Source organism: Acidobacteriota bacterium (genome assembly GCA_039028635.1).
GTDB lineage: Bacteria > Acidobacteriota > Thermoanaerobaculia > Multivoradales > JBCCEF01 > JBCCEF01.
Genome location: JBCCHV010000046.1, coordinates 16,791 through 32,599, shown reverse-complemented (window position 1 = coordinate 32,599; position 15,809 = coordinate 16,791). Strand labels below are relative to the sequence as shown.

General features: G+C 67.8%; 13 protein-coding genes. 11 read left to right on the top strand and 2 right to left on the bottom strand.

Annotation, left to right across the window (positions count from 1 at the left end):
• Window positions 1–119 precede the first annotated feature (119 nt).
• A complete protein-coding gene (locus AAF604_17575; protein ID MEM7051481.1) occupies window positions 120–1,316 on the bottom strand; it encodes a sensor domain-containing diguanylate cyclase in 1,197 nt (398 codons plus the stop codon).
• 147 nt (window positions 1,317–1,463) lie between these two features.
• Here AAF604_17575 and rsmA point away from each other — a divergent pair, with 147 nt between their 5' ends.
• From rsmA to AAF604_17550, 5 genes are all read left to right on the top strand, one after another.
• Window positions 1,464–2,264 (top strand): 16S rRNA (adenine(1518)-N(6)/adenine(1519)-N(6))-dimethyltransferase RsmA, encoded by an 801-nt coding sequence (rsmA, locus tag AAF604_17570; protein ID MEM7051480.1) that lies wholly within the window; start codon window positions 1,464–1,466, stop codon window positions 2,262–2,264.
• Window positions 2,265–2,414: 150 nt separating this feature from the next.
• Window positions 2,415–4,853 carry a DNA translocase FtsK gene (locus AAF604_17565; GenBank protein ID MEM7051479.1) on the top strand — a complete coding sequence of 813 codons (2,439 nt, stop codon included), beginning with the start codon at window positions 2,415–2,417 and terminating at the stop codon, window positions 4,851–4,853.
• A gap of 77 nt (window positions 4,854–4,930) precedes the next feature.
• Window positions 4,931–5,881, top strand: coding sequence for a methionyl-tRNA formyltransferase (gene fmt / locus AAF604_17560; GenBank protein MEM7051478.1), 951 nt, complete (start codon window positions 4,931–4,933; stop codon window positions 5,879–5,881).
• 44 nt (window positions 5,882–5,925) lie between these two features.
• The gene (locus AAF604_17555; protein ID MEM7051477.1) at window positions 5,926–7,335 is read left to right on the top strand and encodes a transcription antitermination factor NusB; all 1,410 of its coding nucleotides are present in this window, start codon (window positions 5,926–5,928) and stop codon (window positions 7,333–7,335) included.
• A 201-nt stretch (window positions 7,336–7,536) separates the two neighbouring features.
• Window positions 7,537–7,818, top strand: a complete 282-nt coding sequence (locus AAF604_17550) for an HU family DNA-binding protein (protein ID MEM7051476.1) — start codon at window positions 7,537–7,539, stop codon at window positions 7,816–7,818.
• Window positions 7,819–8,281: 463 nt separating this feature from the next.
• Here AAF604_17550 and AAF604_17545 read toward each other — a convergent pair whose 3' ends face one another.
• On the bottom strand, window positions 8,282–8,962 hold the full coding sequence (locus AAF604_17545; protein ID MEM7051475.1) for a TIGR04283 family arsenosugar biosynthesis glycosyltransferase: 681 nt from the start codon (window positions 8,960–8,962) through the stop codon (window positions 8,282–8,284).
• Window positions 8,963–9,061: 99 nt separating this feature from the next.
• Between AAF604_17545 and moaC the strand changes: the two genes are divergently transcribed.
• The 6 genes from moaC to AAF604_17515 all read left to right on the top strand — a co-directional run bounded on the left by moaC (window position 9,062) and on the right by AAF604_17515 (window position 15,146).
• Complete coding sequence (moaC, locus tag AAF604_17540; GenBank protein ID MEM7051474.1) at window positions 9,062–9,577, top strand: cyclic pyranopterin monophosphate synthase MoaC; 516 nt, start codon at window positions 9,062–9,064, stop codon at window positions 9,575–9,577.
• Entirely contained in the window at window positions 9,574–10,761 is a 1,188-nt protein-coding gene (locus AAF604_17535; GenBank protein MEM7051473.1) for a DUF1343 domain-containing protein, read from the top strand. Before moaC ends, AAF604_17535 begins: the two co-directional genes overlap by 4 nt.
• Window positions 10,758–11,180, top strand: coding sequence for a hypothetical protein (locus AAF604_17530; protein MEM7051472.1), 423 nt, complete (start codon window positions 10,758–10,760; stop codon window positions 11,178–11,180). The genes AAF604_17535 and AAF604_17530 overlap by 4 nt, the downstream gene beginning before the upstream one ends.
• A 114-nt stretch (window positions 11,181–11,294) precedes the next feature.
• Complete coding sequence (locus AAF604_17525) at window positions 11,295–12,389, top strand: alanine--glyoxylate aminotransferase family protein (GenBank protein ID MEM7051471.1); 1,095 nt, start codon at window positions 11,295–11,297, stop codon at window positions 12,387–12,389.
• A gap of 12 nt (window positions 12,390–12,401) precedes the next feature.
• Complete coding sequence (gene serA, locus AAF604_17520) at window positions 12,402–13,979, top strand: phosphoglycerate dehydrogenase (GenBank protein MEM7051470.1); 1,578 nt, start codon at window positions 12,402–12,404, stop codon at window positions 13,977–13,979.
• Between the two features lie 99 nt (window positions 13,980–14,078).
• Complete coding sequence (locus tag AAF604_17515; GenBank protein MEM7051469.1) at window positions 14,079–15,146, top strand: D-alanine--D-alanine ligase family protein; 1,068 nt, start codon at window positions 14,079–14,081, stop codon at window positions 15,144–15,146.
• The last annotated feature ends 663 nt before the right edge of the window (window positions 15,147–15,809 follow it).

Here is a 15,809-nt window from a genome sequence, read left to right as displayed (position 1 = left end):
ATTCTCCCAATGATTTAAATATAAGAATATCTTATCTGTCTAAAAGTGCCAGATTTTCCGCAGGGATGTCTCCGCGACGGCACCGCGGGGGGGCAGCTAAGTGACGACTTTGTAAAAAATCACTCGTCGAGGCGACGGCGTCGCACTGGAGCACCGGCGATCGCGGTGCGGTTGCGACCGGTCTCCTTGGCGACGTACATCGCCGAATCGGCGAGGCGGAGGAGGGTGCTGCGGCAGGTGTCGATGGAGGTGCCATCGCTGGTGTGCCGGTGCAGGGTGGCGACACCGACGGAGCAGGTGATGCCGGTCAAGTTCAAAGGCGAGGGCTGGATCTCGCCGGCGGTCGAGCAGAACACGGTGGCGAGGATGCCGGTCCGGATGTCTTCGGCGAGCTCGATGGCGGCCTCGATGTCCATCCTCGGCACCACCAGTACGAACTCGTCGCCGCCATAGCGCGCCGGGATGGCGTCGGGCGCGGTCAGGATGCCCTGCAACAACTCGCCGATCTCCCGCAGGACCTGGCTGCCGGCGAGATGACCGTGGTTGTCGTTGATGCGCTTGAAGAAATCGAGGTCGAAGAACAGCACCGAGAGATCCTGGTCTTGATCGCGGCAGCGCTTGATGCGGTCCGACAGGGCGATATGCAGGTAGCGATCGTTGTAGAGGCCGGTCAGATTGTCGCGCTTGGCGATCTCCTGGGCCTGTCGACCGTCGAGGACGTTCTGGATCGACACCGAGATGTAGTCGGCGAAGATCTCGAGCAGGTTGAGGTCGTGCTCGCTGAACTCCTCCGCCTGGCGGCGGTTGATCAGCTCGAGCACCCCGCAAACCTCCTGCTCGATCCGAATCGGGATGGCGACCAGGGAGCGGGTGGTGTAGTGGGTGCTCTCGTCGACGCCGGGGAAGAAGAGCTGATCTTCGTGGGCGTCGCGGGCGCGGCGGGCGATCCCGGTGCGATAGGCGTAGCCGGCGATGCCGCGGTCGGCATCGATGGTGCGCCCGACCAGGCCGGTGGCCCGTTCGCCGAAGGCGGCGATGAAGGTCAGCGTGTTGCGCTCCCGTTCATCGTGCTTTTCTGCCGGATTGTCGAGCAGGATGGAGCCGGCGGCGGATGGCACGAACTCTTCCGCCTTGCGCAAGATCTCCACCAGATTGCCCGCCAGGCTGAGCTCGAGGGGAAAGGTCGAGGGCGCACGGCGGCGCTCGAGGAAACGCTCGAGGCTTTCCGGATCGAGGCAGTGAAACTCCCTCTCGGGCCTTTCACGGCGCTCGCGCAGGTCTGTCGCGATGCCGTCCTTGGGTGTGGTTTTGGCCACGCGGGTCTCCGGTCCAATGCTCCGTCACCAGCGGTTCCGAGCCCTTGGAAGTCTTCCGAGACGGAACCGATGGTGACGTAAATCTTACCGAAGGAAGGTCTTTGTTGTCACACGACCGTTTCTCGGCTGGGCTGATACGGTGCCCCCGTGGACTCACCGCGACTCGACAAGGGCCTCGGACAGCATCACCTGAGGGACGGGTCGATCTGTCGTCCCCTGCTGCGCTTTCTGGCCCCTGGAGGGCTGCCGATGGTGGAGATCGGTGCCGGCGGTGGGGTGCTCACGGAGGAGCTGCTCGAGGCCGGATCCGGGACCCTGACGGCTTGGGAGATCGACCTTTCCTGGGTCGGGACCCTGGCCGCCCGTTTCCGTGCTGCCCGCTGGCCGGCCGGTCGTCTACGGCTGGTCGGTGGCGATGCCCTGGCGATCGACTGGCGACGGCAGGCCATGCGACCCACGGTGGTGGCTGGCAACCTTCCCTACAACGTCGCGACGGCGATCATCGAGCGATTGGTGCGCAACCCGGGGCAGATCCAGCGCGCTGCCTTTCTGATCCAGAAGGAGGTTGCCGAGCGCATGACGTCGGCTCCCGGGTCCCGCGACTACGGCGGTCTCAGCCTGTTGGTCCAGGCCCATGCCAGGGTTCGCCGGCTCGGGCGGGTTCCGCCGGGGGCTTTTCGTCCCCCGCCGAAAGTCGACAGTGCCTTCGTCGGGCTCGAGCCGGTGGCGCCGCCCCTGTCGGCGGTCGAGATGAAGTCCTTCCTGACCCTGGTTCGGCTGGCCTTCGGCCAGCGGCGCAAGACCCTGGTCAATGCCCTCGCGGCGGGTCCTGGCAAGGCGGCCGCCCGCCAGGCCCTCGAGGCTATCGGACTGCCTCCTCGGTGTCGTGCCGAAGAGCTTGCTCTGGAGGACTTCCTGGCGCTCCATCGCGCCTTGGCCGGAGGCTGATCGCGGGAGCCCTGGGACGGCCCTGGATCGGGCACCTGATCGGGCCTCGAAATCGTTAGGTCTGCTAGAATCAATCGTTATTTAGGAAGTGCACCCTGAGAAACTGCTTGAGGTCTCTGCGGAGATGAATTCTAGAACCGGAGGGTCGCCATGGCGGTAGCGGCGCCGGAGGCGGGGAAGAAAGCCCGGCCACGGCCGCGACTGGCGCCGGAGAAGTGGAACGAGCTCTCCGGACTGCTGCTGCTCACCCTCTCGCTGCTGCTGGTGCTCAGCTTCGTCACCTACCACCCGACGGATCCGAGCCTGCTGCACCGGCCGGCGGGTGAGGTGTCGGCGGTGGCGAACCTGATCGGTCCCGTCGGGGCGGAGATCGCGGCGGTGACCTTCGGGCTCTTCGGACTGACCGCCTTCGGCTTGCCCTTGGCCCTTGGCCTGATCGGCTGGCGGCGCCTGCGCAGCCGCGGCCTCGAGCGCACCTTCGGTCGCGGTCTGGGCCTGGTGGTGGTGCTACTGGCAGCCCCCGGGTTCTTTCAGATCGTGATCGGTCGCTTGCCCTGGCGGGCTGGCGCGGTCGAAGCGGGCGGCGCCTTTGGACAGCTCCTGTCGGGATTCCTGGTGGGGCGGCTGAACGTCGCTGGCGCGCTGCTGGTGCTGGTCGCCACTCTGGTGATCGGCTTCACCCTGGTGGTGCAGTCGACGCTGGGCGAGCTGCTCGAACGCCTCGCCCTGCGGCTGCGGGCCGCCGGTGAGCGTTTCGCCCTGGCCCGTGAGCGCCGTCGCGAGCGCAAGGCGAAGGATAAATCGCGCGAGCGGGTGGTCGCCAAGCACCTCGAAAGGGCGGTGGAGAAGCGTCGTCGGCGGGGGATCCCGGAGACGGCCGACGCGGCCGACGACGTGGCGCCGGCACCGAAGGTCGACTTGCCGCTGCGGGTGCAGGAGAAGAGCGGCGCCGGGGGCTTCTCGGTGCGGCGGGTCTCCGGCGCTCCGCCGGTGGTGGCGGCGGACCCGATCGAAGAGCTGCCCGTCGAGCCCAAGGCGAAGAAGGCGCGCCGCAAGCGCAGCGCCGGCCAGCTCGAGCTGGTTCCGACCCCCAACGCGACCGCATCCGGCCTGCCGCCCATCAACCTGCTTCAGCTCCAGGAGGACAAGGCGTCCTACGACGAGAACGAGCTCATCCGGCGGGGCGAGACGATTCGCGAGCGCTTCGCCGAGTTCGGCGTTCAGGGAACCATCGAGGGCATCAGTCCGGGGCCGGTGATCACGATCTTCGAGTTCCAGCCGGCACCGGGCGTCAAGGTCTCCCAGATCGTCAACCTGCAGGACGACCTGGCCTTGGCCCTCAAGGCCGATTCGGTGCGCATCGACCGGATCCCCGGTCGCTCGGTGCTCGGCATCGAGGTGCCGAACGACAACCGCTCGATCATTCGCCTCGGCAAGATGCTGTCCGACAAGTCCTTCCAGAAGGCCAAGTCGAAGCTCACCCTGGCCCTCGGGCGGGACATCCACGGCGAGCCCTATTTCGCCGATCTCGCCACCATGCCGCACCTGCTGGTGGCGGGCGCCACCGGCGCCGGCAAGAGCGTCGGCCTGCAGAGCATGATCACCTCGATCCTCTACAAGGCGCGCAAGGACGAGGTGAAGTTCATCTTCATCGATCCCAAGCGCATCGAGCTAGGGGTCTATGCAGACATCCCCCATCTCGCCGCCGAGGTGGTGGTGGACATGAAGAAGGCGGCCATCGCCCTGCAGCGCATGGTCAAGGAGATGGAGGACCGCTATCGCCTCCTCGCGGAGGTGCACGTGCGCTCCATCGCCTACTACAACCGCGCGATTCGCGATCCGGAGGTCAAGAAGCGCCTCGCCCTCAACGAGGAAGAGGGAGAGGTGAAGGTCGACGACCTCAAGCCGCTGCCCTACTACGTGGTGATCATCGACGAGCTCGCCGACCTGATGATGGTGTCGTCATCGGAGGTCGAGACCGCCATCGCCCGCTTGGCCCAGATGGCGCGGGCCGTCGGTATCCACCTGATCGTGGCCACTCAGCGGCCTTCGGTGGATGTTCTGACGGGCACCATCAAGGCCAACTTCCCCTGCCGCATCTCCTACGCCACCGCGACGCGCCACGACTCGCGCACCATTCTCGACCGCGTCGGAGCGGAGCAACTCCTCGGCAAGGGCGACATGCTGTTCATGCCGCCGGGAACGTCCCGCATCGTGCGCCTCCACGGCGCCTACTGCAGTGAGCAGGAGACCGCCGGCCTGGTGCGCTGGCTGAAGAAGACCCAGGGCAAGCCGGACTACGATCCCACCCTGCTCGAGCCCCTCGAGAAGGCCGGTGGCTCCGGCGACGGTGGCGATGCCGACGACGAGCTCTATGAAGAAGCGGCGCGTTTGGTGGTTGCCGAAGGCATGGGCTCGGCGAGCTTCCTGCAGCGCCGCATGCGGGTCGGCTTCTCGCGCGCCTCGCGCCTCATCGACATGATGGAGCGCGACGGCATCCTCGGTCCGCCGCAGGGCTCGAAGCCGCGCGAGGTGCTGGTCAAGGCGGACTACTTCGAAGAGATCGACCGCGCCCAAGACGGAGTCTGAAGGGGCGCTCCCGGGGCGCCTCCGGAAGCGGCGAAGATGGCCTTCCGGAGGCCCCATACTCTGCTACCATCGCGCGCATGCCTGCGATCAAGAAGATTGTATTTTTCGGTACCCCCGACTTCGCCGTTCCAACCCTCGACGCTCTGGAAGAAGCGGGCCGCACGCCGGCCGTGATCGTCTCCCAACCGGCGCGCCCGGCGGGCCGCGGCCAAGACGCCGCGGAGCCTCCCGTGGCGGAGTGGGCGCGGGAGCGCAAGGTGCCCTTGCTGCAGCCCGAAAGCGTCAAGGACGAGGCGTTTCTCGAGGAGATGACGAAGTTGGCTCCGGACGTCGCGGTGGTGGTGGCCTTCGGTCAGATCTTTCCGCCGGAGCTGCTCGCCATTCCCAAGCAGGGCTGCATCAACCTGCACGCCTCCCTGCTGCCGAAGTATCGCGGTGCCTCACCGGTCCAGGGCAGCCTGCTCGAGGGCGACAAGAAGACCGGTGTCACCACGATGCTGATGGACGAGGGCCTCGATACGGGTCCCATCCTGCTCCAGGAAGAGACCCTGATTCGCTCCTACGAGACCACCGAGCGCCTCTCCGGGCGCCTCGCCAAGCTCGGCGGCGGGGTGATGGTGGAAACTCTGGCACAGCGTGAGAAGAACAAGATCAAGCCGCGCAAGCAGCGCGACGAGTCGGCCTCCTACTCGCCGCAGATCACCAAGCGCGATGGCAAGATCAACTGGGCTCTGACCGCCGACGAGATCTACAACCGACTGCGCGCCTACACTCCCTGGCCCGGCCTTTCGGGACACTTCCGGGGGCGCCCTCTGAAGATCGTCTGGGGTGTGCCGATGACCTGGGAAGAGGCTCCGTTCGGGGTCAGCGGGACGTACCTCGGGCTGCGCCAGGGACGCCTCGCCATCCTGTGCGGCAACGGCACCATCTTCGGCATCGAGGACGTGCAGCGGCCGGGCAAGAAAGAGATTCGCGGTTCCGACTTCTGCAATGGCGAGCGGGTGCGTGTGGGCGAGCGTTTCGCCTGACCCCCCGAGGGCCGCCGGCGGCGCCGCTGGCGGCCGCCTCCGAAATGAGTAAACGACGGCTTCCCCCGACGCTGCCGGCCCGCGGCCGGAGCCGCCGGCAGACTCCCCGTCGCCGGTCCGAGGACAACGTGCGGGTGGCTGCCGGCTGGGTGCTGGATCGCACCCTCGATTCCCTCGCTCCGGTGGACTCCTTTCTCACCACCGCCCTCGAGCGATTCGACGATCGCGACCAGGCGCTGCTCTGTCAGCTAGTGCTCGGCAGCCTGCGTTGGCTGCGCCGGATCGATGCCGCGGTCGCCGCCGCCAGCCATCGCTCCTTCGCCGACATCGAGCCGGTTCTCCATGCCCCGCTGCGCATCGCGGCTTACCAGATTCTTTTTCTCGACCGCATCCCGGCCCACGCGGCGGTCAACGAGGCGGTCGACCAGGCCCGCCACCTCACCCATCGCGGCGGTGCAAGCTTCGTCAATGCGGTGTTGCGGCGCCTGGCTCGGGATCCGGAGCTCGACGCCTGGCCGGTCGAGGAGGCCGATCCGGTGCGCCGGCTGGCGATCGAGCTCAGCCATCCGGAGTTCCTGGTGCGACGCTGGTACGAGCGCTTCGGGGCCGCCGCCACCCGCCGTCTGCTGGCAGCGAACAATCGACCGAAACCCCTGCAGCTCGTGGCCTTTTGCGATCGTGGAGGCCGTGAGCTGCTGGCCGAGTCCCTGCTCGACGAGGGCCTCGAGGTGGAGCCGACTTCGCTTTCGCCCCTCGGATTGACCGTGCTGCGAGGAGATCCTCTGGTTTCCGAGGCCTTTCGGCGCGGCGACTTCTACGTCCAGGACGAGGGCAGCCAGGTGGCCGCCCTGATTCCGCCGCCAGAGCCCGGAGAGCGCATTCTCGATGCCGCCGCGGCGCCTGGAGGCAAGAGCTTCGCCCTGCTCGCCCAGGAGCCCAGCGTCGAGCTCTTCCTGGCCGATCGCTCGCTGCCCCGCACCGTCCTCCTGGCGCACAACCTCGAGCGCCTGGGGCGGCGTTTGCCGGTGACCTTGGCGGATGCCGCCCGGTCTCCCTTCGGCAGTGACTTCGATCGCGTCGTCCTCGACTTGCCCTGCAGCGGAACCGGCACCCTGCGCAAGCACCCGGAGCTCAAGTGGCGAGTTTCCGAAGAGGAGGTCGGGCGTCTTTCGGAGCAAGCCTTCGGCATGCTTCGGGGAGTCGCCGATCGGGTGCGACGGAAGGGTCTGCTGGTCGCCATCACCTGCTCCCTCGAGGCCGAGGAGAACGAGCGGGTGGTCGAGCGTTTTCTCAATCATCGCCGTGACTTCCAGCGCCTCGACCTGGAGTCGGAGATGCCCGATCTACTGGGTGGCGAGATTTCCGAGGAGGGCACCTGGCGGCTTCTCCCGGCGGGCGATCACGATGGTTTCTCGGTCACCGTTCTACGCCGGTCGTCGGTCTCCGGAGGCTGACGGCGGGACCGATTCAGGCCTGCCTTCGAGGCGCGCCAGGGCGCAAACCTCGGGGTCCCGAAGAGTTCCCCGGAAGGCCTTCCTTCCTGGCCGTTAATCAATTGGGCGATTGGCGAGGAAGCCTGGATTGACAGGCCTTTTCTGTTGGCTTATGGTTGCGCCACGGACGTTCCGTCACTATTTATCCCAAGGAGGAGTTCAATGGCTGGTAAAGCTGAAATTATCGAGAGGGTTGTGGGCGATGTCGAGGGTATGACCAAGAAGCAGGCGGGCGACGCCTTCGATGTGATCTTCGGTGCCATCACCGACCAGCTCTCCGACGGCGAGCGGGTTTCGATCCACGCCTTCGGGAGCTTCTCCGTTGCCGAGCGCGCGGAGCGCCAGGGCCGCAACCCGGCGACCGGCGCCACCATCACCATTCCGGCTTCGAAGAACGTCAAGTTCAAGCCGGCGAAGGACCTGAAAGCTTCCGTCAACGACTGATCTCTCTGCTTTTTTCTGATCTGCTTCCTCCGGCGGCGGAGAAAGGCCCTGTAGCGGCGTCCGGCTGCGGGGCCCCTTGACCTCCTGAATTACCAGTTCCAGCCGCACCCGGCGGTTCTCTGCCGAGAACCTCGTGTGTCCTCGAGTCCGGAGGGAGGCTTGTGGCGTTGGGTTTTCGTTTCAGGGGGGCTCAAGGCGCCCCCCTCGCCTGCGAGGCCCGGGCGAACGCCCACGTCGTGCGGTTCGGCCGGCCAGGCCTCACCCCTCGCCGTGCGCCCCGACCTCAGCGCCTGCGGCGCTGCCTCGCGCTAGTCGCGCTCGGAGCCGTCTGCTAACTAGCAGACGGCTTTTTGCTTTTCAGGAATTCAGAGGCGTCCAGGTTACCGAGGTCTCGGTTCGTGGCGTCGGATTCACCCCTCCGCGATTGGGCTGGTCTCCTCCGCGCCGAGGTCTCGACTTTCCTTCAGCGAATTTTTCGGTAGAGCTTTTCCAGGCGCTTTGGCGGGACGCCGCAGGCGAAGAGGATCCAGATGAGCCAGTTGCGCAGGACGGTGCGCACGGTGCCGCCCTGGCGGTAGCGGCGGGCGGCGGTGGTGACCGGGCCGGGCAGGATGGCGATGCGGCCGTGTTTGCCGAGGCGGCGGGCGAAGTCGAGGTCTTCGAGGATCGGCCAGTCGCGGTAGCCGCCGATCTCGCGGTAGGCCGCGGCGGTGGCGAATTGAGCCTGGTCGCCGAGGGGAATTCGGGTCCAGCGGGTGCGGCGGTTGATCAGCCAGGCGCCGAGGCGCTGGAGCCAGTGGGGTGAGTCGAAGGTGAGCAGGAAGGCGCCGCCGACGGCTCCTTCGACGATCGCTCGCCGGATGTCTTGGGCCGCGTTCGGGGGCAGCTCGGTGTCGGCATGGAGGAAGAGCAGAATGTCGCCGCTGGCGGCGGCGGCACCGCGTTGGAGCTGTTCGCCACGGCCGGCGCCGCCGACCACTACTCCGGCGCCGAGGCGGCGGGCCAGCTCGATCGAGCCATCGACGCTGCCGCCATCGGTGACGATCACTTCGTCGCCCTGGGCGAGGGCGATCTGCAAGGGACGTTCGAGAGCCCCTTCTTCGTCGAGGCACGGGATGATGATGGAGAGGCGAAGGGCTGGCACTGGCGGCGGATCGTAGCACGCCGGGGCCGAGCCGGAGGCGCGAAAAGGCCCGCCCTGGCGGTCGCTTCAGGGACGACCGTTTCAGGCTAAGATCACCCGATGAGTGAGCTCAGCCACCTCGATTCGGAAGGTCGTGCGCAGATGGTCGATGTCTCGGCCAAGGCCATCACTCGACGGGTCGCCGAGGCCTCCTGTCGAGTCTTGATGTCGCGAGCGACCCTCGATCGCCTCGACCGTCTGCCGAAGGGCGATGCCGTCGCCGTCGCCAGGATCGCCGGAATTCAGGGAGCCAAGCGCGCCGCGGATCTGGTGCCGTTGGCCCACCCGCTGCCGCTCGATCAGGTCGAGATCGAGATCGTTCCCGAGGACGGGGACCACTCCGATCCCGAGCGGGGCGCGGTGAGGGTGCGCAGCCGGGTCGTCACCACCGCCCGTACCGGCGCCGAGATCGAGGCCTTGGCGGCCTGCTCGACGGCGGCCCTGGCCCTCTACGACATGGTGAAGGCGGTCGAGCGGGAGGCGGTGATCACGGACCTGCGCCTCGAGCACAAGAGCGGTGGGCGTAGTGGGACCTACTCCCGCGAGGCCGACTCACCGGAGGGCGAACGGCCATGATGCTGACCGGTCTCGATCGCCTGCTGTTGGCGCCGGGGGAGCTTGGCGGCCGGTCCTTTGCCCTGCTCGCCCACGGCGCTTCGGTCACCCTCGAAGGGGAGCCGGCTCATCTCGCCCTGGTACGTCGCGGGATGACGCCGCGACTGCTCCTCGGTCCGGAGCACGGCTACCACGGTATCGAGCAGGACATGGTGCCGGCGGAGGGCGGCCGTGAGCCCTGGACCGGAGTGCCGACCATCTCTCTCTACGGCGATGGTGAGGACTCCCTGCGCGCGGTGCCGGAGATGTTCGAGGGCATCGATCTCTTGCTGATCGATCTGCAAGACGTCGGCAGCCGCTACTACACCTACGCCGCCACCGCCGTCTGGGCCGCCGAGGCCGCCTTGCAGGCGGAGTGCGAAGTTTGGCTGCTCGATCGGCCCAACCCCCTCGGTGGGGTGGTGGTCGAAGGGCCGACCTTGAAGGCCGGCTTCGAGTCCTTCGTGGGCGCCTTTCGGATGCCGGTTCGGCACGGTTTGACGGTGGGTGAGATCTTTCGCCTCGAAGCTCGCCGCCGTCGTTGGAGTGGCGGCTGGCAGGTCTGGGCGATGGAGGGTTGGCGACGCGACACGCCGTGGCGTCGGCCGTGGGTGGCGCCATCGCCCAACATGCCGTCTTTGATGACCGCGGCGGTCTATCCCGGCATGTGCCTGCTCGAGGCGTCGGAGCTCTCCGAAGGTCGCGGCACCACCCGCCCCTTCGAGCTCGCCGGCGCGCCCTGGATCGACCCGGTCGGCCTCAGCGAGCGCCTCAACCTGCGCGGTCTTCCGGGGGTGCGCTTTCTGCCGGTCTATTTTCGACCGCAGTTTCAGAAGCATGCCGGGGTCGCCTGCGGTGGCCTGCAGCTGGTGGTGAGCGATCTCCAGGCCTTTCGCCCTCTGCGCGTCGGGGTCGAGGTGTTGGCCGCATTTCGCGAGTCTTCGCCGTCGGAGTTCCGCTGGCGGGAGGCGCCCTACGAGTTCGTCAGCGATGTGCCGGCGATCGATCTCTTGACCGGCGACGATCGCTGCCGCCGGGCGATCGAAGGCGGTGATCGCGAGGCTCTCGACCGCTGGCTCGCCTCCTGGGAGCGAGACGAGGCGGCCTTTGTCGAGGAGCGGCGCGATCTGTTGCTCTACGAAGGTCCCGGAAGCTACCTGGCGTGAAGACTCCGCACCTGCTCGCCGTCGCCGGGACCAGCGCTTCCTACGCAGCGCTCTTCGCCTATCTCGAGGCGGCTGGGATGCGGGTCGGCTGGTTGGACCTCACCGCCTCCGCGGGTCCGCCGCCGGCCCTCGAGGCAGCGGTCGCTGCCGGTGTCCATCGCGCCGTCGAGGTCACCGACGGTCGTACCGTGGTGGTCAAGGGGCGGCGCGGTCCGGCGGTGCTTCGGGACCTGCTGCGGGAGCATTTCCTGGGCTGTGTCTTGGTGCTGGTCCGAGGCGGCGAAGACATGCCGCTGCTGGCCGCCGGCGAGGCCGAAGGGGATTGGCGCGTGGAGGCTGCCGGGGAGACCCACGAGCTTTCGTCGGCGGCACTGGCGGCGCGCCTGCGACGACCCCGGCCGTGGCCCCGGTCGCGTTGACTGCCGCGGTGCGGCATGCGAAAATCTTCCAGACTCGCGACGGCGATCGTCCCACCCTCTGAACTCTCGCTCCGTGACGGCACCCGCCGGCGCGGCGCTCAGCCCGAAGGTCCGATGGAACCGGTAGAGCCCATTCGCTTCTTTCTCCCCGGCCCGACCTATGTCCCGCAGGCGGCGCGGCAGGCCATGACGCAACCGGTGGTGGCACACCGCTCGCCGTCCTTTCAGGAGACCTACGCCACCGTCGCCGAAGGACTGCAGCGGGTGTTCCGCACCGCCGGCGAAGTGGTGGTGGCGACCGGTAGCTCGACGCTGATGATGGAGAGCGCCATCGTCTCGACGGTCGAGCGCAAGGTGCTGCACCTCACCGGTGGCGCCTTTTCCGAGCGCTGGCTCGAAATCTCCCGCTGCTTGGGCAAGGCGGCGGACCAGGTGGCCGTCCCCTGGGGTCAGGGCATCGATCCGGAGCTGGTGCGCCAAGCCCTGCGCCGGGGTTCCTATGATGTCGTCACGGTGGTGCACAATGAGACCTCGACCGGGGTGATGAACCCGCTCGAGGAGATTGCCCGGGTGGTGCGAGAGGAAAGTGACGCCCTTCTGCTGGTGGACGCCGTCTCTTCCCTCGGTGGCGCTCCCGTGGAGGTCGACGGCTGGGGCCTCGACGTCGTCGTCACGGGCTCGCAGAAGGCCTTGGCGGTGCCGCCGGGGCTAGCCCTGGTCAGTCTGTCGGCGCGCGCCCTCGAGCGCTGTCGGGCTTTGCCCCACCGCGGCTTTTACACCGATCTCTTGCGCTATGCCGACAAGCATCGCGGCGGTGGCACCATCACCACCCCGGCGGTGTCCGTGGTCTATGCCCTCGAGCATCAACTGGCTCGCATCGGCGCCGAAGGGCTCGAGGAGCGCTGGCGCCGTCACCGCCAGTTGGCGCGCCAGGTGGCGACCTGGGCACGCCGTGCTGGGCTGACCCTGGCCGCCGCCGACGGCGTACGGTCCGCGACCGTGACTTGCCTCGAAGCACCCGCCGGCTGGACTCCGCGCCAGCTCCTCGGGCGCCTGGCGGAAGACGGCTGGACCGTCGCCGGTGGCTATGGCCAATGGAAGCCGAAGACTTTTCGTATCGGCCACATGGGGGAGGTCCGTGCGACGGATCTCGAGCCCCTGCTGGCCGCTCTCGACCAATTGCTGGCGGACCCTGTGTGGTCAGCCTAGAGGACCATCGACGTGTACCGTATCCTGATCTCCGACCCCCTCGACCCGGCGGGTATCGCCATTCTGCGTGACTCCGGCGCCGACGTTCACCTGCTGCCGGCGGAGGAGCGCCATCGCCTGCCAGAGCTGTTGCCGGACTTCGACGCCCTGGTGGTGCGAAGCATGACCCAGGTGACGGCGGACCTGCTCGATGCCGGCAAGCGCCTGAAAGTGGTCGGTCGCGCCGGCATCGGCGTCGACAACGTCGACGTCAAGGCCGCCACCGAGCGTGGCATCCTGGTGGTCAATGCGCCGACGGCGAACGTGATCTCGGCGACGGAGCACACCTTCGCCCTGCTGCTCTCCCTCGCCCGGCGGGTTCCGGACGCCTGCGCCTCGCTGCGCGGTGGCGCCTGGGAGCGCAAGAAGTTCGTCGGCGTGGAGCTCTCCGGCAAGGCCCTCGGCGTGGTCGGCTTCGGGCGCATCGGTCAGCGGGTGGCGGCGCGGGCCCGGGCCTTCGAGATGGAGGTTCTGGCCTACGATCCGTTCCTCGGGGACGAGGCGGCCAAACGCCTGGGGGTCGAGCTGCTCGATCTCGACGAGCTGCTCGAGCGCAGCGACGTGGTCACCTTGCACACCCCCTTGACCGATGCCACCCGCCATCTACTCGACGGTGAGCGCTTGCGGCGCATGCGCCAGGGCGCTCTGCTGATCAACTGTGGCCGCGGCGGCGTGGTCGACGAGCAGGCCCTGGTCGAGGTGCTCGACGAGGGGCACCTCGCCGGTGCTGCCCTCGACGTCTTCTCGCGCGAGCCGGTCGAGGACCTCACCTTGGTGCAGCATCCCAAGGTGGTGGTGACGCCCCATATCGGGGCCCAGACGCGCGAAGCGCAAGAGCGCATTTCGACCCAGACGGCGCACATGATCCTCGAGTCCCTCGGCGGCTCTCTGGCGGTGACCGCGGTCAACCTGCCGTTCGCCTCGACCGGGGTGCGAGGGGAGCCCTATCTCGCCCTCGGCGAGCGCCTCGGGCGGTTGGCCGGGTCGCTCTTCGATGGCGGTCTGGAAGGCATCGAGGTGCGCTTCTGGGGGGTCGAAGAAAATCTCCAGCTACCGGTAGGAGTGGCGGTCTTGAAGGGAGCCCTGACGCCCTTCCTCGGCGAGTCCCTCAACTTCGTCAACGCCGAGCGGGTGGCGGCCTCGCGCGGCATCGAGGTAGTGCGCTCGGTTCACAGCGGCTCGATGGGCTATCCGCAGCTCGTCGAGGTCGAGGTGCGCGGCACCGAGGGCACCCGTCAGGTCGCCGGAACCTTCTTCGGGGAAGGCGATTCGCGGGTGGTGTTCCTCGACCATCAGCGCCTCGAGTTCCGCCCCCACGGCCGCCTTCTGCTGGTGCGCAATGCCGACGTGCCCGGGGTCATCGGGCGTCTCGGCACTCTCCTCGGCGAGGCGAGCGTCAACATCGGCGACATCCACCTGGCCCGGGACCGGGCCAATCAGCAGGCGCTGGCGGTGCTGCGCATCGACAGCGAAGTGCCGGCGGAGGTCCTCGAGCGGGTGCTGGCGGATGCGCAGGTGGAGGCGGTGCGGCAGATCGATCTGGGACGCTGAGCCGGTTCGCCCGTTGGTCTTTCAGGACCGCGGAGCTGCCACGGTTGTGCCATCCTTTGGCCATCGGCGGTAGCCATCGTGGGAGCGAGGAGGATGACGATGACCGAGGTCGGTTTGGTTTTCGGCGGCCGGAGTGTCGAGCACCGGGTTTCGGTGCGCTCGGCGCGGACGGTCGCCCAGGCGCTGGAGGCGGCCGGCTACGTGGTGCGGCCGCTGGCGATCGCCGAAGATGGCAGCTGGGCTTCGCCGCAGGTCGCGGCGGCGGCTCTGGCCGGCGAGATCGAGGCTATCGCGCCGAGCGGGGAGGCGATCGCTCCTTCGTTGGCGGCGCGATTCGCCTCGCCGCCGGAGGTCATCTTTCCAATCGTTCACGGCACCTGGGGCGAGGACGGCACCCTCCAGGGACTCTGCGAGATGCTCGATCTGCCCTACGTCGGGGCGGGCGTGGCGGCGAGCGCCGTCGCCATGGACAAGCTGGCGGCGAAGCGCATTCTGGCGGCGGCGGGAGTCCCGGTGGTCGACTACGAGTCGGCGCGCCGAGGCGAGTCGGCGACCGCGGTGGCGGAACGCTCTCGGCGCCTCGGTTCACCCTGGTTCGTGAAGCCCGCCGTCGGCGGCTCGAGCGTCGGCATTCGCAAGGTGGTGGAGGCGGCGGATCTCGCCGTCGCCGTCGAGTTCGCCTGGCGCTTCGACGAGGCGGTGGTGATCGAGCGCGGTGTCGCCGGTCGTGAGCTGGAGTGTGCGGTCCTGGGGTATCCGGAGCTGGAGGCTTCGGTGGTGGGGGAGATCGTCCCCGGTGGCGATTTTTACGATTACGAGGACAAGTACCTGACCGACGCGGCAGAGCTGATTGCGCCGGCGCCGTTGCCCGATGGGGTGGCGGAGCGTTTGCGAGCTTGCGCCGTGAAGGCCTTTGCGGCGTTGGGGGGGCACGGCATGGCGCGGGTGGATTTCTTTCTCGAGGGCGAGGAGCTCTGGCTGAACGAGATCAATACGCTGCCGGGCTTTACGAGTATTTCGATGTATCCGCGGCTCTGGGGCCTTTCGGGGGTGCCGTTGGGGGCTTTGGTTGGACGGTTGGTGGAGGCGGCGCTGGCGCGGCATCGCGATCGGTCGCGGTTGGACCGGGGTATCAAGGAGTGGTTGGCGGCCCTCGACGGTTCTTAGCTTTTCCTTTTCTGAACAGATTCATGGTCCCGTGGGCGGACGGTTCCTTGGCGGGACCGCCGGCTGGGCCCCGGTGTCGAGGGCCCTGTTGCAGAGGACGGTGCCTGAGGGCCGCCGTCTAGTCCCTGGTGGCTGTGCGCGGTGCTCGGAACTCGCGCGTCTATTGGTGGCTTCGATTGGGTGGTCGGTGTTTTTGGTTTGGTGGCTTCGGGACTGTCTGTGGCGCTCAGACATCTGCGCTCCGTGCTCGCTCACCAGGGCCTAGACGGCTCCTTTCTTGGAAACTACGGAGGGCTGCCTGGTAGAGGTGGGCTTAGGGCCGCCGGCTGAGCCCCTGTGTCGAGGGCCCTGCTGCAAAGGACGATGCCTGAAGGCCGCCGTCTAGTCCCTGGTGGCTGTGCGCGGTGCTCGGAACTCGCGCGTCTGTTGTTGGCTTCGATGGGGTGGTCGGTGTTTTTGGTTTGGTGGCTTCGGGATTGTCTGTGGCGCTCAGACATCTGCGCTCCGTGCTCGCTCACCAGGGCCTAGACGGCTCCTTTCTTGAGAAGGGCGAGGGACGCCTGGGGGGAGGTGGACTTAGGGCCGCCGACCGTCCCCCGGTGGCTGCGCTCGAGCCCCCGCGGGAGGTGGGTTAAGGGCCGCCGCGGGCCCGTTGGAGGTGAG

Bases quoted from the DNA above. Each gene is read 5' to 3' on its own strand.
- AAF604_17565 (MEM7051479.1), top strand. From the start codon at position 2,415: ATGGCGGTAGCGGCGCCGGAGGCGGGGAAGAAAGCCCGGCCACGGCCG.
- fmt (MEM7051478.1), top strand. From the start codon at position 4,931: ATGCCTGCGATCAAGAAGATTGTATTTTTCGGTACCCCCGACTTCGCC.
- AAF604_17555 (MEM7051477.1), top strand. From the start codon at position 5,926: ATGAGTAAACGACGGCTTCCCCCGACGCTGCCGGCCCGCGGCCGGAGC.
- AAF604_17550 (MEM7051476.1), top strand. From the start codon at position 7,537: ATGGCTGGTAAAGCTGAAATTATCGAGAGGGTTGTGGGCGATGTCGAG.
- moaC (MEM7051474.1), top strand. From the start codon at position 9,062: ATGAGTGAGCTCAGCCACCTCGATTCGGAAGGTCGTGCGCAGATGGTC.
- AAF604_17535 (MEM7051473.1), top strand. From the start codon at position 9,574: ATGATGCTGACCGGTCTCGATCGCCTGCTGTTGGCGCCGGGGGAGCTT.
- AAF604_17525 (MEM7051471.1), top strand. From the start codon at position 11,295: ATGGAACCGGTAGAGCCCATTCGCTTCTTTCTCCCCGGCCCGACCTAT.
- AAF604_17515 (MEM7051469.1), top strand. From the start codon at position 14,079: ATGACCGAGGTCGGTTTGGTTTTCGGCGGCCGGAGTGTCGAGCACCGG.